This window comes from Thioclava sp. ISO4 (genome assembly GCF_058105145.1).
Window position 1 is genome coordinate 17,776 of record NZ_CM176571.1, and the last position, 18,946, is coordinate 36,721.

22 protein-coding genes are annotated in these 18,946 nt (G+C 64.8%); 10 read left to right on the forward strand and 12 right to left on the reverse strand.

The annotated features are described in order from the left end of the window. The first annotated feature begins 61 nt into the window (after positions 1 to 61). The gene (locus AC2TZ7_RS00100; protein ID WP_489865470.1) at positions 62 to 1,603 is read left to right on the forward strand and encodes a hybrid sensor histidine kinase/response regulator; all 1,542 of its coding nucleotides are present in this window, start codon (positions 62 to 64) and stop codon (positions 1,601 to 1,603) included. Continuing rightward, complete coding sequence (locus AC2TZ7_RS00105) at positions 1,593 to 3,053, forward strand: sigma-54-dependent transcriptional regulator (protein WP_489865471.1); 1,461 nt, start codon at positions 1,593 to 1,595, stop codon at positions 3,051 to 3,053. Before AC2TZ7_RS00100 ends, AC2TZ7_RS00105 begins: the two co-directional genes overlap by 11 nt. 3 nt (positions 3,054 to 3,056) lie before the next feature. Here the strand turns inward: AC2TZ7_RS00105 and AC2TZ7_RS00110 are convergent, their stop codons facing one another. Continuing rightward, complete coding sequence (locus tag AC2TZ7_RS00110) at positions 3,057 to 3,821, reverse strand: NAD kinase (RefSeq protein WP_232621656.1); 765 nt, start codon at positions 3,819 to 3,821, stop codon at positions 3,057 to 3,059. 157 nt (positions 3,822 to 3,978) lie between these two features. Here AC2TZ7_RS00110 and glyA point away from each other — a divergent pair, with 157 nt between their 5' ends. Then, positions 3,979 to 5,271 carry a serine hydroxymethyltransferase gene (glyA, locus tag AC2TZ7_RS00115; RefSeq protein WP_489865472.1) on the forward strand — a complete coding sequence of 431 codons (1,293 nt, stop codon included), beginning with the start codon at positions 3,979 to 3,981 and terminating at the stop codon, positions 5,269 to 5,271. Between the two features lie 71 nt (positions 5,272 to 5,342). On the opposite strand, the gene AC2TZ7_RS00120 is transcribed toward glyA, so the two are convergent. Further along, positions 5,343 to 5,714 carry a hypothetical protein gene (locus AC2TZ7_RS00120; RefSeq protein WP_489865473.1) on the reverse strand — a complete coding sequence of 124 codons (372 nt, stop codon included), beginning with the start codon at positions 5,712 to 5,714 and terminating at the stop codon, positions 5,343 to 5,345. A gap of 142 nt (positions 5,715 to 5,856) precedes the next feature. Between AC2TZ7_RS00120 and AC2TZ7_RS00125 the strand changes: the two genes are divergently transcribed. After that, complete coding sequence (locus AC2TZ7_RS00125; RefSeq protein ID WP_489865474.1) at positions 5,857 to 6,645, forward strand: alpha/beta fold hydrolase; 789 nt, start codon at positions 5,857 to 5,859, stop codon at positions 6,643 to 6,645. A 19-nt stretch (positions 6,646 to 6,664) separates the two neighbouring features. Here AC2TZ7_RS00125 and AC2TZ7_RS00130 read toward each other — a convergent pair whose 3' ends face one another. The 4 genes from AC2TZ7_RS00130 to AC2TZ7_RS00145 all read right to left on the reverse strand — a co-directional run bounded on the left by AC2TZ7_RS00130 (position 6,665) and on the right by AC2TZ7_RS00145 (position 8,230). Further along, complete coding sequence (locus AC2TZ7_RS00130; protein ID WP_489865475.1) at positions 6,665 to 7,156, reverse strand: cytochrome b; 492 nt, start codon at positions 7,154 to 7,156, stop codon at positions 6,665 to 6,667. 119 nt (positions 7,157 to 7,275) lie between these two features. Beyond that, entirely contained in the window at positions 7,276 to 7,458 is a 183-nt protein-coding gene (locus tag AC2TZ7_RS00135; RefSeq protein ID WP_078522498.1) for a hypothetical protein, read from the reverse strand. Between the two features lie 112 nt (positions 7,459 to 7,570). Continuing rightward, positions 7,571 to 7,888, reverse strand: a complete 318-nt coding sequence (locus AC2TZ7_RS00140) for a hypothetical protein (RefSeq protein ID WP_489865476.1) — start codon at positions 7,886 to 7,888, stop codon at positions 7,571 to 7,573. A 129-nt stretch (positions 7,889 to 8,017) separates the two neighbouring features. Further along, positions 8,018 to 8,230: a hypothetical protein gene (locus AC2TZ7_RS00145; protein WP_098411999.1), complete on the reverse strand. Its 213-nt coding sequence runs from the start codon at positions 8,228 to 8,230 to the stop codon at positions 8,018 to 8,020. 115 nt (positions 8,231 to 8,345) lie between these two features. Between AC2TZ7_RS00145 and AC2TZ7_RS00150 the strand changes: the two genes are divergently transcribed. Beyond that, positions 8,346 to 8,483 carry an entericidin A/B family lipoprotein gene (locus AC2TZ7_RS00150; RefSeq protein WP_098412000.1) on the forward strand — a complete coding sequence of 46 codons (138 nt, stop codon included), beginning with the start codon at positions 8,346 to 8,348 and terminating at the stop codon, positions 8,481 to 8,483. Between the two features lie 89 nt (positions 8,484 to 8,572). Here AC2TZ7_RS00150 and AC2TZ7_RS00155 read toward each other — a convergent pair whose 3' ends face one another. Both AC2TZ7_RS00155 and lepA read right to left on the reverse strand, forming a co-directional pair. Then, positions 8,573 to 9,052 (reverse strand): pyridoxamine 5'-phosphate oxidase family protein, encoded by a 480-nt coding sequence (locus AC2TZ7_RS00155; protein WP_489865477.1) that lies wholly within the window; start codon positions 9,050 to 9,052, stop codon positions 8,573 to 8,575. A 152-nt stretch (positions 9,053 to 9,204) separates the two neighbouring features. After that, positions 9,205 to 11,004: a translation elongation factor 4 gene (lepA, locus tag AC2TZ7_RS00160; RefSeq protein ID WP_088725431.1), complete on the reverse strand. Its 1,800-nt coding sequence runs from the start codon at positions 11,002 to 11,004 to the stop codon at positions 9,205 to 9,207. 119 nt (positions 11,005 to 11,123) lie between these two features. Here lepA and AC2TZ7_RS00165 point away from each other — a divergent pair, with 119 nt between their 5' ends. Together AC2TZ7_RS00165 and AC2TZ7_RS00170 are read left to right on the forward strand one after the other, a co-directional pair. Next, positions 11,124 to 11,315, forward strand: a complete 192-nt coding sequence (locus AC2TZ7_RS00165) for a heavy-metal-associated domain-containing protein (protein WP_088719522.1) — start codon at positions 11,124 to 11,126, stop codon at positions 11,313 to 11,315. 203 nt (positions 11,316 to 11,518) lie between these two features. Next, entirely contained in the window at positions 11,519 to 11,827 is a 309-nt protein-coding gene (locus AC2TZ7_RS00170) for a hypothetical protein (RefSeq protein WP_489865478.1), read from the forward strand. Between the two features lie 21 nt (positions 11,828 to 11,848). Here AC2TZ7_RS00170 and AC2TZ7_RS00175 read toward each other — a convergent pair whose 3' ends face one another. Continuing rightward, a complete protein-coding gene (locus tag AC2TZ7_RS00175; RefSeq protein ID WP_489865479.1) occupies positions 11,849 to 12,319 on the reverse strand; it encodes a low molecular weight protein-tyrosine-phosphatase in 471 nt (156 codons plus the stop codon). A gap of 28 nt (positions 12,320 to 12,347) precedes the next feature. On the opposite strand from AC2TZ7_RS00175, the gene AC2TZ7_RS00180 reads away from it, so the two are divergent. Next, complete coding sequence (locus AC2TZ7_RS00180; protein WP_489865480.1) at positions 12,348 to 13,043, forward strand: NAD-dependent deacylase; 696 nt, start codon at positions 12,348 to 12,350, stop codon at positions 13,041 to 13,043. A gap of 37 nt (positions 13,044 to 13,080) precedes the next feature. On the opposite strand, the gene AC2TZ7_RS00185 is transcribed toward AC2TZ7_RS00180, so the two are convergent. The 3 genes from AC2TZ7_RS00185 to AC2TZ7_RS00195 are packed head-to-tail and all read right to left on the reverse strand — an operon-like array spanning position 13,081 to position 15,779. Then, a complete protein-coding gene (locus AC2TZ7_RS00185; protein WP_078522489.1) occupies positions 13,081 to 14,451 on the reverse strand; it encodes a glutamate--cysteine ligase in 1,371 nt (456 codons plus the stop codon). Between the two features lie 51 nt (positions 14,452 to 14,502). After that, on the reverse strand, positions 14,503 to 15,057 hold the full coding sequence (locus AC2TZ7_RS00190) for a hypothetical protein (protein WP_489865481.1): 555 nt from the start codon (positions 15,055 to 15,057) through the stop codon (positions 14,503 to 14,505). Continuing rightward, positions 15,054 to 15,779 (reverse strand): 16S rRNA (uracil(1498)-N(3))-methyltransferase, encoded by a 726-nt coding sequence (locus AC2TZ7_RS00195; RefSeq protein ID WP_347431482.1) that lies wholly within the window; start codon positions 15,777 to 15,779, stop codon positions 15,054 to 15,056. Before AC2TZ7_RS00195 ends, AC2TZ7_RS00190 begins: the two co-directional genes overlap by 4 nt. A gap of 12 nt (positions 15,780 to 15,791) precedes the next feature. Here AC2TZ7_RS00195 and ubiA point away from each other — a divergent pair, with 12 nt between their 5' ends. Both ubiA and AC2TZ7_RS00205 read left to right on the forward strand, forming a co-directional pair. Continuing rightward, complete coding sequence (gene ubiA / locus AC2TZ7_RS00200) at positions 15,792 to 16,796, forward strand: 4-hydroxybenzoate octaprenyltransferase (RefSeq protein ID WP_489865482.1); 1,005 nt, start codon at positions 15,792 to 15,794, stop codon at positions 16,794 to 16,796. Between the two features lie 78 nt (positions 16,797 to 16,874). Further along, positions 16,875 to 18,944, forward strand: coding sequence for an OmpA family protein (locus AC2TZ7_RS00205; protein ID WP_489865483.1), 2,070 nt, complete (start codon positions 16,875 to 16,877; stop codon positions 18,942 to 18,944). Positions 18,945 to 18,946 lie beyond the last annotated feature (2 nt).

The following is an 18,946-nucleotide window of genomic DNA, read 5'->3' on the forward strand; positions in this document are numbered from 1 at the left end:
TTTATGCTATGGAAGGTTAATTTGAGAACCGCACCCCGGAATCATCCATCGAGGGGTTATTTTGACGAACCGGAAGCTGCCCGATCCCACTGACCAAACGCCTCTCGCGACGTTGCGATGCGATCTGGGTCCTTTATGGCAGCACGATCTGCGCGCCGCTCTGGCCGATGTAATGTGTGGTCTGGACGCGGCGCTGGCCGATCCGGGCGGCAAAGGCACGCATGGGCAACTCGAACGTGCGCGCGAAGCGGCGAGCGATCTGGCGCAGCTGCTGGATCTGGACGGGGCGGATACACGCGCACCCGCCGCTCCGAGCGAGGATGCCCCAAGCGATCCGGCCAGCGAGACTGAAGCGACGCCCGCTGCGCCGCTCTTGGTCATTGCCGACGCGCTCGAACGGGTGCGCCGCCGCTGGACGGGCGCGGCCGCCGCCCGGGGCATGTCGCTCGCGATCCAAATGGCCCCGGATCTGCCGCCGGTGCTGGCGATCGATCGCGTGCCGCTCAACCGCATCTTCGCCAACCTGATGCGCAACGCGCTGTGCTATGCCGGGCGCGGCACGATCCACCTGTCGCTCGGTTTCGACCCGGCCGAGGGGCTGCTGCTGACCGTGCGCGACGAGGGCGATGGCTTCCCCGAGGAGCGCCTGCGCGCGCCCGCCTGTGCATGGCAACGCAGCGAACCCGCCACCTTCCGCAACCCCGAGGGGCAAGGTCTGGGCCTTGCGATCTGTCACGCGCTGGTGGCAGAGGCCGGCGGCAAGATAGACCTCGCCAACACGCCGCAAGGCGGGGCCGAAATCCGCGTGTCGCTCCCCGCTCGCCCCATCGATATCAGCTCCACGATGCGCGATGCCCCCCTGCCCGATCTGAGCGGGTGGAACGTGCTCGTCGCCGATGACAGCGAGATGAGCCGCGCCGTGCTCGAGCAGTTCCTGAGCGCGATGGGCGCGCAGGTGACCGGGCTGCGCCGCGGCGACACCGCAGCCGCGCAACTGCTGGCCGAACGGTTCGATCTCGCGGTGCTGGATGTCGAAATGCCCGGCAGCCGCGGCCCCGAGGTGATCGCCACCATTCGTCGCTCCGGTCTGCCTTGGGCGGAGCTTCCGATCATCCAGTGCAGTGGCCATCGCGACGTGGAGAAAGGCGCGGCCGATGCCTGCCTGATCAAGCCCGTGCTGGGCCTACAGCCGATCCTGCGCGCCTTGGAAGAGGCTGGTTGCATGACGACCGTACCACGCGTAACTACGCCGCCGCGCGGTTTGCTCGCCCACCTACGTCTGGCTGATAAGGCATTGCCAGCGGGGCTCGGACAGGAACTGATCGCCGATCTCGAGACGGTACGTCACGGGCTGTCGCTCGCACTGCCCCCTTTCGACCTCTGCGCCCTGCAATTGCTGAGCCACAAGCTCAGTGCGGTGGCCGGAGTGGCGGGTGACCACCCCCTCTCGCGGCATGCACGCGCGCTTGACAGTGCAACCCGACATGGGACTTATGAAGATATTCAAAATCTTGGCCGGGTCGCCCTCATTTTCATCGACCGGCTGATAGCCACCACCCAAAATAATTTGAACGCGAAGACTGATTTACAGCATGAGAACTAGTGACTCCGATACGACCACCCCGGACAGGGATACCAGCTCCGAGACGGATAGCCCGCAATACGGCCTCAGCCGAAGCGGGCGGAACAGCGTCGACTCCGAGGCCGAACATTTTCTATTGATCGAAGATGTGGGATCGCTCCGGGCGATCTATGACGCCTATCTGCGCAACGCCGGCTTCATCACCCACCTCGCGGCAAGCGCCGAGGAAGGGATGCGCATCTTCCGCGAGAACCCGATCCGCATGGTTCTGCTGGACCTGATGCTGCCCGATCGCGACGGCGACTCGCTGATCGCCGAAATGCTCGCTCTGCGCCCCTACACGGCGATCATCGCGGTCACCGCCGACCGCTCGATCGACCGCGCGGTGCGGGCGATGCAGGAGGGCGCGATCGACTTCCTCGTGAAACCGATCGACGAACCGCGTCTCAGCAGCGCCATCAAGAGCGCGCGCAGCCTGTCTCTGCGGGCGGATTTCGACGACGCGAACTCCGGCGAAGACACGGTCGGGGATTTCATCGGCAACGCACCACAGATGCGGGCGCTCTACGCCCGGATCCGCGCCGCAGCGCGTTCGACCGCCCCGGTCTATATCTGGGGCGAAAGCGGCACCGGGAAGGAGCTTTGCGCCCAAGCGGTACACGCCGTGAGCCCGCGCGCCGATGGGCCGTTCATCGCGCTCGATTGCGGCGCACTGACTGCCGAGCGCACCGATAGCGAGCTGTTCGGTCATAGCCGCGGGGCCTTCCCCGGCGCCTCGGAAGACAAGCCCGGCGCGTTCTCTGAGGCCAACGGCGGGACGCTTCTGCTCGACAATATCTGCGAACTTGCCCCCACCGCGCAGATCAAGCTGCTGCGGTTCTTGCAAAGCGGCCAGATCAAACCGCTCGGCGCGAACCAACCGATCGACGTCAATGTGCGCATCGTCTGCGCCTCCACCAGTTCGCCCACCGCCATGCTGCAAAGCGGCGTGATCCGCGAAGACCTGTATTACCGGCTGATGGTGCTCGCGATCGAGATGCCGCCGCTCCGGTTGCATCGCGAGGACATCGGCCCTCTGGCGCGGATGGCGCTGGAGCGGTTCGCGTCCCAGGAGGAGCGCGACTTCAGCGAGATCGAGCCGGAGGCAATCACCCGTCTGGAAGACCATCCCTGGCCCGGCAATGTCCGCCAGCTGATGAACGTGATCCGCGCCGCGATCGTGATGCATGACGGACCGGTGCTGCGCGCTCATATGCTGCCGGAATTCGATCCGGCGATGAGCCGCGCCGCGTCCACCGCTGTGCAGACTTCCGATCCCTTCGCGAACCGCACCCTCGCCGAGATCGAACGTGCGGCGATAGAGGCCGCGATCACCCGGCATGACGGATCGATCCCGCGCGCTGCGCTGGAACTGGGGGTCGCGCCCTCTACGATCTATCGCAAGCGCGAGGCGTGGCTGTCGAAGGGCTGAGCCTCAGGCGAACTGTTCGCGCATCAACCGCTCTTCGAGCCCGTGACCGGGGTCGAAGAGGATGCAATGCTCGATCTCCGGCTCGGAGCGCACCTCGACCCATTTGACCGGCTTGACCGAGCGGCTGTCCGCATCGGCCATGACCGGGCGCTTGTCGGGTTCGAGAATATCGAAGCGCACCAGCGCGGAGGATGGCAGGATCGCGCCCTGCCACCGCCGCGGCCGGAAGCTCGCGATTCCGGTCAGCGCCAGCACGTCCGAGCCGATCGGCAGGATCGGCCCGTGCGCGGAGAAATTATAGGCGGTCGATCCGGCGGGAGTGGAGACGATCGCGCCATCGCAGACCAGCTCCTGCATCCGCACCTTGCCGTTGATCGAGATCTTCAGCTTCGCCGCCTGCGGGCCTGCACGCAGCAGCGAGACCTCGTTGATGGCGAGCGCCTCATGCAGCAGCCCGTCCTGGGTCTCGGCCTTCATCGACAGCGGATTGATCACCGCCTGCTCCGCCGCCTCGAGCCGCGCGGGCAGATCGTCTGCGACATAGTCGTTCATCAGGAAGCCGACCGAGCCACGATTCATCCCGTAAACCGGCAGCCCCGTGCCCTCGTGCAGGCATTGCAGCATGAACCCGTCACCGCCAAGCGCCACGATTACATCGGCCGCATAACGCGGCACCTGCCCGTAGCGCGCGACCAGATCGGCCTGCGCCGCCTGCGCCGTCTCGGCGTGGGAGGCCGCGAAATGGATATGGGTATACTGGTTCGCCACGGCGCGTTCCTCCTGCATGTCCAAGGTGTTGCAAGGGCTTGGACGAAAGACAAGCGTCAATCCGGCGCGGAAATGACCGATTTGGTCGTTTGTCTGCTTTCAGCCCTGTGAAATCTGCGCTAAACGGTCGGCGACCGGATCTTTGCGAGGAATGGCCATGAAAGACCAACGCGATGCGGGCTTCTTCACCGAAAGCCTCTCCAGCCGTGACCCCGAACTCTTCAAGTCGATCACCGATGAACTCGGTCGCCAGCGCGACGAGATCGAACTGATCGCCTCGGAAAACATCGTCTCGAAGGCGGTGATGGAGGCGCAGGGTTCGGTGCTGACGAACAAATACGCCGAAGGGTACCCGGGCAAGCGCTACTATGGCGGCTGCCAATATGTCGACGTCGCGGAGAACCTCGCGATCGACCGCGCCAAGGAACTCTTTGGCTGCGAATTCGCCAACGTCCAGCCGAACTCGGGCTCGCAGGCGAACCAGGGCGTGTTCACCGCGCTCGTGAAGCCGGGCGACACCATCCTCGGCATGAGCCTCGATGCGGGCGGCCACCTGACCCACGGCGCCAAGCCGAACCAGTCGGGCAAGTGGTTCAACGCGGTGCAATACGGCGTGCGCAAGCAAGACAGCCTGCTGGACTACGATCAGGTCCGCGAACTGGCGCTCGAGCACAAGCCGAAGCTGATCATCGCGGGCGGCTCGGCCATCCCGCGTCAGATCGACTTCGCCAAGTTCCGCGAGATCGCGGATGAGGTCGGCGCGTATCTGATGGTCGACATGGCCCACTTCGCGGGTCTCGTGGCCGGCGGCCAGCACCCCTCGCCCTTCCCCTATGCCGATGTCGCGACCACCACGACGCACAAGACCCTGCGCGGTCCGCGTGGCGGCATGATCCTCACCAATAACGAGGAGATTGCGAAGAAGGTGAACTCGGCGATCTTCCCGGGCATCCAGGGCGGTCCGCTGATGCATGTCATCGCCGGCAAGGCCGTGGCCTTCGGCGAGGCGCTGCGCCCCGAGTTCAAGGGCTATGCCGAGCAGGTCGTGAAGAACGCTCAGGCGCTGGCAGACGAGCTGATGAAGGGTGGCCTCGACATCGTCACCGGCGGCACCGACACCCACGTGATGCTGGTCGACCTGCGCCCGAAAGGCGTGAAAGGCAACGCGACCGAGAAGGCTCTGGGCCGCGCGCATATCACCTGCAACAAGAACGGCATCCCGTTCGACCCGGAAAAGCCGATGGTCACCTCGGGCATCCGTCTGGGCACCCCGGCGGGCACCACCCGCGGCTTCGGCGAGGAAGAGTTCCGCGAGATCGCACGCCTGATCGTCGAAGTGGTCGACGGGCTCGCCGCGAATGGCGAAGAGGGCAATGGCGAGGTCGAAGAGGCCGTGAAAGCCAAGGTCGCGACCCTGCTCAGCGGCTTCCCGATCTACCCCGAACTGTGATCCGGTTTCGAGATTGAGTTGAAGGCCCCCGCGATCCGGGGGCCTTTTTCATGTCTGGGATCGCGGCCCGATCAGATCGCCCCGGTCCAGACCATCGCGGCCAGCAAGGTGCCGCCCACGATCACCACGATCACGGCGATCGAACTGGCGAGGCCAAGCGCCGCAGCGCGCAGCCGCTCCGCCGCACCCAGCGGTTCGAGATAGTCGCGACAGGTCGCGAAAGCGCCCTCCACCCTGCGGGCATCCAACTGCCGGGCGATCTTGGGCGCCTGCGCTTTGCGCTCGGCATCGACCAGCACCAGCGCCGCCTTGCGCACCTTGCGCGGCAGCGCCCGGGCCCGCGAGGCGACCCGCGCCTCGAGCGTCGGCCCCTTCGCCCCCAGCCGCTGCGCCAGAAGCCGCGAGACCTGCCCCGCCATCTGATTGATCTTCTCCGGCCCCATCCGGCCCTCTCCCTTACGCCGCGCTCAGCAATTCCGCACCGGACGCTATCCGCCGCGCGAGATCAGCGCAACTGCGCGCATGGCCGCAGATTTTTTCGCATCCGCTCTGGAAGCCCCCCGAGCGGCGATCTAGCTTAGCCCCATGTTGAACACGACCCCCTACTCCTCCGACAGCAATCCCGGCGCGCGACCGCTGATCATCGCCCCCGGTCTTTTCGGATCGGCCCGGAACTGGAACGCGATCGCCAAGCGGCTGAGCGCGGATCGCCCCGTCATCGCGCTCGATATGCGCAATCATGGCGACAGCTTCTGGAACGACGATCACAGCTATCAGGCGATGGCCGACGACATCGCCGAGGTGATCGAGGCGAATGGCGGGGTCGCGGATGTGCTGGGCCATTCGATGGGCGGCAAGGCGGCAATGACCCTCGCCCTGACGCGACCGCAACTCGTGGTGCATCTCATCGTCGCGGATATCGCGCCCGAGAACTACGACCACGGCGACAACCACAGCGCGCTGATCGAGGCGATGCAGGGGATGGATATCGCCGACCTCACCTCGCGTTCTGCCGCGGATGAGCGGCTGGGAGAGCAAGTCTTCGATCCGGGCACCCGCGCCTTCCTGCTGCAATCTCTGGTGCTGCGCGACGGCCCGCCGCGCTGGAAGTTCAACCTTGCCGCGCTGAAGGCGAATATGGACGACATCCTCGGCTGGCCCGAGGCGCTGGACGGCAAGCAGTACGACGGCCCGACGCTGTTCCTGTCGGGCGCGGACTCGCATTACGTGCGGCCCGAAATGCACGACCGTATCCGCGGCTTCTTCCCGCAGGCGCGCTTCGAGGAAATCGACAATGCGGGGCACTGGCTGCACGCCGAGAAACCCCGCGAGTTCGAAGCCGACGTGGCGCGTTTCCTCAACTCCACAAGCTGAGGAAACCGCGCCGCTGCGCTCACGCGCCCGGCTTCATCATCCGCCGGATCAGGTGATCGCGCTTGACGTATTGGTGATAAAGCGCCGCCGCCACATGCAGCCCGGCCAGCCACAGCAACAGGGTCGTCAGGATCGAGTGCGTCTCTGCCGCCCATCCAAGCTGCCCGTAATAGGCCACGAGCCCCGCAATCGGGATCGCGAACAGCGTCACGTAGAGCAGCCCGTGGACTGTGGCCGCGCCGCGCCGGAAAATGGCGGGGTCGTTCTCCGGCGGCTCGGGTGCGCCATGGGTCGCGCGCAGTATCAGGCGCCAGATCGCAAGCACGAGCACCGCGATCCCCAAGACGATGTGGCCATAGGTCAGGATACCGGCGTCAGCCGATCCGCTCTCCATCAGATCGTGGAAGGTATGGCCCATCGCGTCATTGAACAGATATTGGACGATGAGCAGCAAAACGACGGCCCAGTGGAGCCAAATCTGGGTTTTCGAATAGCCGGGAGCGTAGGACATATTACCTCTTTGAATTGACGAAACGCCGCCGCGCCTCGCCGGACTAGCGCGGCGAAGGCGCAGAGGTTCCACCCTTCACGAAGTTGGGATTGTCCCGACGCCTGTGCCGCGCCGCGCCGTCAGGCGTTTTCGCGGATCATTTTGGCGATATACCACGCAACTGGCACGGCGACGAGGAACCCGATCACCGCAGAAACGATCATCGCGTTGGTCGTGAACATGTTCATCGTCAGCGCGGCAGTGATGAGAATACCCGCGAGGGTCGGTCCGACGAGGGCGTAGATGATACCGAAGAGGCGCATGTCTGATCTCCATTGAACGGCGCATTTCGGTCGCCAGACTGACTCCGATCACGCGGATGTGACCTTGATCCGCATCAAGTCCGCGCGGTCGCCGCTGCGGCAGGGCGTCGCATCAGCAATCGAGTTGGAAGCGCGCCTCCCCCGTATCTCCGGGCAGCGAGGGCGACCGATAGAGCCCGCCCGCCGGTCCCGCGACTTTGCAACCCGACACCTGCTCTGCCGCGCGGATCATCAGGGGCGGCACGCGCGCCCGCTCTGCCCGACGCAGATAACCCATGCGCACCACCTCCGCCCGGTCGCCCTTGAGGAAGACGACGAAATCGATGCCGTCGAGCGTGATGTCATGCCGGGACGCGCCGAGGAACTGCGGCGCCGGGGAGGCACAGGCCGCGAGAAGGCAGAGGCTCAGAAAAAACAGGGCTTTAGACATTGAAAGGCTCCGGGGAGGGACAACCCGGAGCCTTTCAGAGCTTAATTAACAAGAAGTTAACCAGCTCGGGCGGAGTGTGCGGCCCCCGCGAGGGACAAAGCAGGGGCCGCAAGACCGTTCTGACAGGGATCATGCCTGGCGGGGCGGCCAGAACGGGTCATTCCTTTTGATACGCCGCTCGGTCCAGAGACCTGCGGGAATTCCTAAGACAAGTCCGACGATCACGGCGAACGCGAATTCCTGCCATCCGACAAAGCCGAAAGTCAGAGCTGCGATCACCACGACCCCGGTCACGACGAGGGCCGAGAGGGCGGCGAGGAAAAGGCGTAGCGGCTTTTTCATTCGGGCTCTCCCTTATGTGCTCGATGGCAAAACGCCGCTTCTTGCCTCCAGTTCCACGGAACCGTAAATTTTTTCGTACGTTGGCCGACAATGGCTTAATAGGAGAGCGTAAGAGATGACGAAATCGGTTCAAATGGCAGCAATGACCGTGATCCTTCTGGGCCTCGCGGCCTGCAACACGGTGCAAGGCGCGGGTCAGGATCTGTCCGTTGCAGGCAGCACCATCGCAAGCGAGGCGCGTCAGGCGCGCTAAATTCCAAGCTTGATAGCTTAGCGAAGAATCAAAGGCCCCGGAGATCTCCGGGGCCTTTTCTTGTCTCTGATTTCCGGGATGCGCCCGGCTCAGTAATTCACATGGGCGACGCGGTCTTTCATCGACTCGCCCGGATCCGACGACAGCAGAATCTTCGCGCCCGCGACCAGCGCGTTGCCGCTGTCCCAGATCTCGGCCTGATCCGCATCGAAGCGCAGCAGCACCAGCTTCGGGTCGTCCTTTCCCTCGTACCAGGCGCCGATGAAGGGGTTCCACAGCCGCTCCACGACCGCGGGATCGGCATTCTCGGTCAGACGCCCCGTGACGGTCGCGAAGACCTTGTGGCCCTTATCCGCGAAGGTGAACATCGCCCCCGCACCGGGGGCCAGCCCGTCCATCAATTCCGTGTCGCGCGCGGTGAAGAACCACACAGGGCCGGGCTTTTCCTCGACGATCGCCGTCATCGGACGCGGGGCTGCCGTCTCGACCCCGGCCCGCGCCAGCATCACGGTGCGATCCGAGTCGAGCGCGTCCCAGAAATCGTTCTCGATCTTGGCTTGGTCGGTCATGTCGTTTCCTCCTGAAATAGGTCTGGGAGGAGAACGTGAGGGTGGCGCACCATGTTCCTCAGAAAGACCCGCGCCCTGCCCTTCCGGCGCGGGCTTTGAAACGAAAAGGCCCGGCGCAATCGCCGGGCCCTTAGTCGTCAATTTGTGGAAGATCACTCGTCCATCTTCAGCGCCGCAATAAACGCGCTCTGCGGGATTTCGACCTTCCCGAACTGGCGCATCTTCTTCTTACCGGCCTTCTGCTTTTCCAGAAGCTTCTTCTTCCGGCTCGCGTCGCCGCCATAGCATTTCGCGGTCACGTCCTTACGCATCGCCGACAGCGTCTCGCGTGCGATCACACGACCGCCGATGGCGGCCTGGATCGGGATCTTGAACATGTGGCGCGGGATCAGGTCTTTCAGCTTCTCGCACATGGCGCGGCCGCGGGCCTCGGCCCGGTCGCGGTGGACCATGATCGAGAGCGCGTCGACCGGCTCGTCATTGACGAGAATCGACATCTTCACGAGGTAATCCTCGCGATATTCGGTGATCTGGTAATCGAAGCTGGCATAGCCCTTGGTGACCGATTTCAGTCGGTCATAGAAGTCGAACACGACCTCGGCCAGCGGCAGGTCATAGACCACCATCGCGCGGCCACCGACATAGGTCAGGTCCTGCTGAATGCCGCGGCGGTCCTGACAGAGCTTGAGCACATCGCCCAGATATTCGTCCGGCACGAGGATCGTCGCCTTGATGCGCGGCTCCTCGATATGGTCGACATAGGTCAGGTCGGGCATGTCGGCGGGGTTGTGAAGCTCGATCACCTCGCCGTCCTTCATGTGGATCTTGAACACGACCGAGGGCGCGGTGGTGATCAGGTCGAGATCGTATTCCCGCTCCAGACGGTCGCGCACCACTTCGAGGTGCAACAGCCCGAGGAAGCCGCAGCGGAAGCCGAAGCCGAGCGCGGCCGAGGTTTCCATCTCCGCCGAGAAGCTCGCGTCGTTCAGCTGCAGTTTCTCGATCGCGTCGCGCAGCGCCTCGAAATCGTTCGCATCGACCGGGAAGAGGCCGCAGAACACGACCGGGATCGAGGGTTTGAAGCCCGGCAGCGCGTTGGCGCAGGGCTTCTTCTCATGGGTGATCGTGTCGCCGACCTTGGTGTCGCGCACCTGCTTGATCGAAGCGGTGAAGACGCCGATCTCGCCGGGGCCCAGCTCGTCGATATTGACCATCGCGGGTTTCAGAACGGCGAGACGGTCGAGCTTGTACGTCGCCCCCGTCTTCATCATCTTGATCTGGTCGCCCTTCTTGATCACGCCATCCATAACGCGGATCAGAACCACGACGCCCAGATAGGGATCGTACCACGAATCCACCAGCATCGCTTTCAGCGGCGCGTCGCGGTCGCCCTGCGGGGCGGGCAGACGATGCACGATAGCTTCCAGCACGTCCGGGATGCCCAGACCGGTCTTCGCGGAAATCTCGACCGCCTCGGAGGCGTCGATTCCGATCACATCCTCGATCTGCTCTTTCACGCGCTCGGGCTCTGCCGCCGGAAGGTCGATCTTGTTCAGGACCGGGACGATCTCGTGATCCGCATCGATCGCCTGATAGACGTTGGCGAGCGTCTGCGCCTCGACGCCCTGCGAGGCGTCCACGACCAGCAGCGAGCCCTCGACAGCCTGCATCGAGCGCGAGACTTCATAGGCGAAGTCGACGTGGCCGGGGGTGTCGATCAGGTTCAGCACATAGGTTTTGCCGTCCTTGGCGGGATAGTCGATCCGCACCGAGTTGGCCTTGATCGTGATGCCGCGCTCTCGCTCGATATCCATCGCGTCGAGGAGCTGGTCCTTCATATCGCGTTCGGCCACGGTGCCGGTCAGCTGGATCAGCCGGTCGGCAAGCGTGGATTTACCGTGGTCGATATGCGCCACGATGGAGAAATTGCGGATGCGATCAAGATCAGTCATGGGCGCGCGTATACAGGGGAAAAAGCGGGCCGGGAAGAGGGATTGAACGCCATCTGCCATTGACCTCGGCCCGGTCGCGTCCGACATATCGCTGAGACACGAAATACCGGAGACGCAAGATGATCTATTCCGTTCCGAACATGACCTGCGGGCACTGCAAAGCCTCGGTCGAGGCCGCGATCGAAGAGGTCGGCGGCAAGGCCGATGTCTATCTGGAAGATCGCGAGATCGAGGTGGAAGGGCTGCCCGAATCCACCGTGATCAGCGCCCTGAAAGGTGCAGGCTACGAGGCCACCCCGGTCGAAGAGTGATCTGGAGGGCGGACGCCATCCAGATGTAGTGGGCCCGTTTACGCGCAACGCGACGGCTAGAAAACGGGTTCCCTCCCCTGCCCCGAACCGGCGGAATCCTGCCTGTTTTATTGCCCGCTTTTTGAATTTGAGTTAGAATCGCGGACAAATGAGCAGGCAGGATCGGCAAACACATGCCGGCCGCAACGACAAAGGGGCAGTAGATGACTTTCAAAACGACACTCGGAATCTGCGCGTTCTCGGGCGCGATGGCGCTCGCTTCGATGGCCTCGGCCGGGCCGATCGACAATGCGTGTCAGAAAGCGGGCCGCGCCAGCAATCCCGGCACCTGCGGCTGCATCCAGCAAGTCGCGGACATGACGCTGAGCCATCGCGACCAGCGCCGCGCCGCCAGCTTCTTCCACGATCCCGACCGCGCGCAGGAAGTGCGCATGTCCGACCGCAAGTCGGATTCGGACTTCTGGGACCGCTACAAGAACTTCGCCGCGACCGCGGAAGGCTTCTGCAAGTAAGCGCCTGACCGGCGGCGCGGCCTACTGCCCGCGCCGCTGTTCTTCCTCGTCGGCGAGGAGATCGGCAATCAGCTGATCCGCGCCCGCCTCGATCAGATCGAGGGCTCCATCGAAATTGCGGGTGAAATAGGGATCGGGCACATCGCGCGGCCCCTCCGGCCCGTCGATGAACATCTGCACCTGTGCGCGCATCTCGCGCGGAGCCCCGTCGAGCGCATCGCGCAGGTTATTCTCATCCATCGCTAGGATCACATCGAACCCGTCGTAATCGGCGGGCTGGATTTGCCGTGCGCGCAGGCTGCGCATGTCGTAGCCGCGCGCTTCCGCCGCCGCGATCATCGGATCATAGGGCGGCTCTCCGAGATGCCAGGAGCCGGTGCCCGCACTGTCGAACTCGATATCGAGCCCCGCTGCGGCGGCCTTGTGACGGGTCACCGCTTCGGCGGCGGGCGAGCGGCAGATATTGCCAAGGCAGAGAAAGAGGATACGCATAGAGGAAGTGATAACGGAGGGCGCAGCGATGGCCAAGGTCGTGATTCTGACCGGCGCAGGAATTTCTGCCGAAAGCGGCATCCGCACGTTTCGGGCAAGCGACGGTCTTTGGGAGGAACACCGCATCATGGACGTGGCGACGCCGGAGGGCTTCGCGCGCGACCCCGCGCTGGTGCACCGCTTCTACAACGCGCGCCGGGCGGCGGCGCGGGCGGCCCAGCCGAACCCCGCCCATCTCGCGCTGGCCGAGCTGGAGGCCGATCCGGGCCACGAGGTTCTGGTGGTGACGCAGAATGTCGATGATCTGCACGAGCGCGCCGGCTCTCAGAACGTGATCCACATGCATGGCTCGCTCTTCGGCGCGCTGTGCCACGCCTGCGACCATCGCTGGCCCGCGCCCGAGGCAATGCAGCCGCAAGACACCTGCCCCGGCTGCGGGCGCAAGGCCACGCGACCCGACATCGTCTGGTTCAACGAGATGCCCTATCAGATGGATCGGATCATCCGCGAGCTGGAGGCGGCGGATCTGTTCGTCTCGATCGGCACAAGCGGCAATGTCTACCCCGCGGCAAGCTTCGTGCAGGACGCCGCGATGTGCGGGGTGGAGACGCTGGAACTGAACCTCGACCCCTCGGCGGGCAGCACGATGTTCGACACATCGCGCCAAGGCCCGGCGAGCATGCTGGTCCCGGAATGGGTGCGCGAGCGGCTGGGGGCGCGGTGAGAGGAACGGCGGGGCGGCAGACCGCCCTGCCCTCTAATCAGTAGCTGTATTCGGCGTAGATCTTGCTCAGATCGCCATTCCACTCGCCGTGATATTTCTCGAGAAGCTCATCGGCAGGCACGCGGCCCGTCTCGACGCTCTCTTCCAGCGCGTTGAGGAAATGGGTCTCGTCGGGGATCATCCCGCCCGCGCCGGGTTTCGCCCGCGCCGCCAGACCGGATTTCGCGATCGCCACCGTCTCGCGTGCGAGGTCATGCAGCTTCACGCCGTTGAACTCGCCCTGCAGCGCATCGACCGCCGCCGCACGGCGCAGACCTTCGCGGGTCTCGTGATCGAAGCCCTTCACCAGATCCCATGCCGCATCCAGCGCGGTCTGGTCGTAAAGCAGACCGACCCACAGCGCGGGCAGCGCACACAGACGCCGCCACGGCCCGCCATCGGCACCGCGCATCTCGATGAACTTCTTCGCGCGCGCCTCGGGGAAGACGGTCGTCAGGTGATCGGCCCAATCGCTCAGCGTCGGCTTCTCGCCGGGCAGCGCGGGCAGCTCGCCCTTGAGGAAGTCGCGGAAGGACTGGCCCAGCGCGTCGATATATTTGCCGTCGCGATAGACGAAATACATCGGCACATCGAGGACGTAGTTCACGTAAGCCTCGTAGCCCGCGCCCTCTTCGAACATGAAGGGCAGCATGCCCGTGCGCGCATCGTCTAGGTTCTGCCAGATATGGCTGCGCCACGATTTCATGCCGTTGGGCTTGCCGTCGAGGAAGGGCGAATTGGCGAACAGAGCGGTCGCGACCGGCTGCAGCGCCAGCGCCACGCGCATCTTCTGCACCATGTCGGCTTCCGAACCGAAGTCGAGATTCACCTGCACGGTGCAGGTGCGATACATCATCTGCGTGCCCAGCTCGCCCACGCGGCCCATGTAATCGGTCATCAGCCGGTAGCGCCCTTTGGGCATCATGTGCATCTGGTCTTGCGTCCAGATCGGGGCCGCGCCCAGACCGATGAACTTCACACCGATATCGTCGGCGACCGACTGCACTTCGCGCAGGTGCTCGTTCACCTCGTCGCAGGTCTGGTGGATCGTCTCGAGCGGCGCGCCCGACAGTTCCAGCTGACCGCCCGGCTCGAGGCTCACATTCGCGCCGTTCAGTTCCAGCCCGATGATCTTGCCCTGCTCTTCCACCGGCTTCCAGCCGAAGCGGTCGCGCAGACCTTCCAGCATCGCCTTGATCGACCGCGGGCCGTCATAGGGCAGCGGCAATTGCTTGTCCGCGCAATAGCCGAATTTTTCATGCTCGGTGCCGATGCGCCAGTCGTCGCGCGGCTTCTCACCTTCGGCCAGATATTCGGCCAGTTGCTCGAAGCGCTCGATCGGGCCACCGCCCTGCTGCGGAATGGACATGTCTTTTCTCGCGTCGCTTTATGGAGCGCCACAGGTGGCGCGGGGGTTGGCTCAAGTCAAGCGTGAAACCTGTTTGCGGGTCCAGAGGCTCTGTGCGGCAGTCTTTTGGTCAAGCGCGGCAGAGATCTTCCCCATGTCGATCCCCGGCAGGCTCGCGAAGGCATCGTAGAGCGCATCCGCCCCCGCCGCATCGAGCGGGATCAGAAGCGCCTCGCCCGAGAGGCTGCGCAGCCGCCAATATTGCTGGCCCTGCAGCGTCAGCAGTCGGATTTCCGCCAATTCGCGCAGCGGCAACTCGCCGCCCATTCCGAGCGCCGAGACATTGCTGCCCGGCCCCGCAATGGCGCGCGCCCGGCTGGCCGCGAAATAGGAGATGCGGCCCTCGTCGATCTCGACCAGACCCGGCGCATTTGTTTCACGCGCGAAGCGCAGCCGCCGCCAGCCGATCAGCGCCCAGCCGAGCCCGAGCGCGACCGCGACCAGTCCCAGCGGCATCAGGATCAATCCGCCGAGCCAGATCAGCCACGCACCGAACGCCACCACGACGCCCGCCGCGATCACCTCGCCCCAGCGCTTGAAGCCCTCTGCGACCTCAGGACGGATCAACGCCAGTCTCCCAGCGCCGATTGCCACAATGTGATCGCCGCGCAGACCGCCGTATCGGCGCGCAGGATGCGCGGACCTAGGCTGACCGGAGTGACGAAATCGCGGGCACGGAGCATCTCGCGCTCGGCCTCCGAGAACCCGCCTTCGGGACCGATCAGGATCGCCCAAGGGCCGGGTTCCAACCCTGCCAACGTCTCAGCGGGACCGACCAAAGCCTCGTCGGCCCAGAGGATGCGACGGCTCGGATCCCAGCCATCCAGCAGCTTCTTGAGACCCTGCAAATCCTCGACCGGGGGCACATAGGTGCCCAGACATTGCTCCGCCGCTTCCTTGGCATGGGCCTGCAAACGGTCCTGCCGGATGCGCGCGGAATTGGTGAACTCGGTCTGCACCGGCAGCACCTTGGCGCAGCCCAACTCGGTCGCCTTCTCGACGATGAAATCGGTGCGCTCTTTCTTGATCGGCGCGAAGATCAGCCAGAGATCGGGCGGCGCGAGCTGCGGCGCGGCCTGTTCGACACAGGCCAGAATGCCGCGCTTCTTATGAGCCTCGACGACCTCCGCCGTCCACTCGCCATCGCGCCCGTTGAACAGCGCGACACGGGCGCCCACGGCCAGCCGCATCACCGCAAAGAGGTAATGCGCTTCGTCCTGAGTCAGAGGCACGGCTTGCCCCGCGCCCAGCGGGTGCTCTACACAGAGCCTGATCTTGGCACGTTCCATGAGGCGGACTGTATGAGCGGAAAAACCGAAACGCCAGAGGCGGCAAACGCGAGCACGGGCGAGCCCCCGAACGACGCAAACGGCACGGTCGCGGATGCCTATCGCGGCAACTGGGTCGACCGGCTGGCCCCGGCATGGACGCGGCCCTATCTGCGGCTCAGCCGTGCCGACCGTCCGATCGGGACGTGGCTGCTGCTCTTGCCCTGCTACTGGTCGATCGCGCTGGCCGCGGCCTCGACGGGCGGCTTCATCTGGTGGGACCTCTGGCTCGCAGTCGGCGCGTCGATCGGGGCCTTCCTGATGCGCGGCGCGGGCTGCACATGGAACGACATCACCGACCGCGACATCGATGCAGGCGTGGCCCGCACCCGCTCGCGGCCGATCCCCTCGGGGCAGGTCTCGACGAAACAGGCGCTGGCCTGGGCGGTGATCCAGTCGCTGATTTCCTTTGCGATCCTGCTGACCTTCAACACGCCCGCGATCATCCTCGGGGTTCTCTCGCTGGGTCCGGTCGCGATCTATCCCTTCGCCAAGCGCTTCACCTGGTGGCCGCAAATCTTCCTCGGGATCGCGTTCAACTGGGGCGCGCTGCTGCTATGGGTCGCGCATACCGGCAGCCTGAGCTGGCCGCCGGTCGTGCTCTATTTCGCGGGCATGGCGTGGACGCTGTTCTACGACACGATCTATGCGCATCAGGACAAGGAAGACGACGCGCTGATCGGGGTAAAATCCACCGCGCGGCTCTTTGGCGACGACAGCGCAAAATGGTTGGGCGGTTTCCTGATGACCTCCGTCGCGCTGATGACCATCGCCGTGATGGGTGCGCTCATGCCCGGCGCGTCGCCGCTGCGTCTCGCGATCTCGCTGCTCGCGCCCTGGGCGATGGGGTGGCACATGCTCTGGCAGATGCGCCAGCTCGATATCGACGACCCGGACACCTGCCTGAAACTGTTCCGCGCGAACCGCGACACCGGCCTCATCGCTGCGCTGTTTCTCGCCGTTGGCGCAATCGTGTAACGGCGTTTCGATTGATCCCCGCGCCCCTGCGCCTTAAGGAAACGGGATAAAGATTCCCCGGGGGAGGGCCTGAGACCGATGCGCAGCCGCGCCACCTTGTTGACGATCGCCGCCTTTGTCCTCGCACTCGTCGTGTCCGCAGTCATTGCGGGCGGCGCTGCGACCGTTGTCGAGAAATCCACGAAACAAGAAGTGCGCGTCGCGATGGAGGCGCAGGGCTACGGCTGGATGCGGGTCCATACCGACGGGCTGCAGGTGATCCTCTCCGGCACCGCCCCGACCGAGGCCGAACGGTTCCGCGCCGTCTCCGAGGTCGACAAATACGTCGACAGCTCGCGGGTCGTCGACAATACCGACACGCAGATCACCAAGCCGATCACGCCCCCCGCCTTCTCGCTGGAGATGCTGCGCAACGAGAACGGCATCTCGCTGATCGGGCTGGTGCCCTCTTCGGTCGACCGCGATGCGATCGTCGAGAAGCTCTCGAAAGTCGCGGGCGAGGATGGCGTCACCGACATGCTCGAGAGCGCCGATTACCCGGTGCCGGGCGGCTGGGACGAAGCGATGCAATTCGCGATGACCACGATCGAGACGCTGCCGCGCTCGAAAGTGTCGGTCACCGCTGGCAAGGTCTCGGTACAGGCGATCACCGACAGCCCCTCCGAAAAAGGCCGAGTGGAGACGTCGCTCGCGCGCCGCCGCCCCACCGATCTCAAGCTCAGCTTCGACATCTCCGCGCCGCGCCCCGTGATAACCCCCTTCACCCTGCGCTTCCTCATCGACAAAGAGGAAGGCCCGCATTTCGACGCCTGCTCCGCCGATACCGAGCGCGCACGCGACCACATCCTGGCCGCCGCCCGCGGCGCAGGCGCGAAAGGCACGCTGACCTGCACCATCGGCATGGGCACCCCGTCGCCCGACTGGGCCAAGGCCGCGCAGATGGCGATCAAGGCGGTCGGCGATCTCGGCGCGGGTTCGGTGACCTTCTCGGATGCCGATATCGCGCTGGACGTGCCCTCGACCGTCGATCAGCAGAAGTTCGACGATATCGTGGGCGAGCTGGAATCGAACCTGCCCGGAGTGTTCTCGCTCAAGGCCAAGCGCGAACCGTCCCCCGATGCGAAAGCCGCCGAGGCCAGCTTCACCGCGACCCGCGACGGCGACGGCCATGTCGAGCTCAAGGGCCGCGTGACCGATGCGCGCGAACGCCAGACCATCGAAAGCTACGCACGCGCCAAGCTCGGCCATGACAATGTCCACGGCGCAACCCGCGTCGACGAGGAGCTTCCCGCCGGCTGGCCGGTGCGCACGCTGGCCGCGCTCGATGCGCTGTCGGTGCTCCATGACGGCAAGGTCACGGTCACCCGCGACGGCATCTCGGTCAACGGCGTCTCGGGCGATCCGCAGGCCTCCGACACGATCTCGCGTATCCTGACGAGCCAGCTTGGCGAAGACGCGCAGATCGACCTGAGCGTGAAGTACGACAAACGCCTCGACGAGGTACTGGCCCTGCCGACCGGCAAGGAATGTGTGGCACGCCTCAATGACACGCTGAAAAAGAAGAAGGTCGATTTCGATCCGGGTTCGGCGCAGGTCGCATCGGAAAGCCTGGACGCGCTCGACGCACTGGCGAAGTCGATGAAGAACTGCACCGATTTCAAGATGGAAGTGGCCGGCTACACCGACAATCAGGGCCGCGAGGAAATGAACCTGCAGCTGTCGCAACAGCGCGCACAGGCGGTGATCCGCGGACTTCTGGACCGTGGCGTGCTGATCGGCAATCTCGAAGCGAAGGGCTATGGCGAAGCGCAGCCGATCGCCTCGAACGACACCGAGCAGGGCCGCGAGATGAACCGCCGGATCGAATTCGTCCTGCTGGACGAGACGCCGGTGGGCGACGACGCGCTGCCCAATGCCACGGCAGACGCCACGGCAGGCGCTGACGACGGCGAGCCGCATTGGAACGGCGCCGTGACCGATGACGGCGCGCCCGCCACCGAGGAAGGCGCGCAAGACCAATCCGGCGATGGGGACACCGCCGCCAAACCGGAGCAAGACGCTCCGCAAGAAGAAGAAATTCCGGTCGAGACGCCCGGCGATGAAACGCCGCGCCCGCAATCGCGGCCGGAGGACCTGTCGAAGGGCTGAAG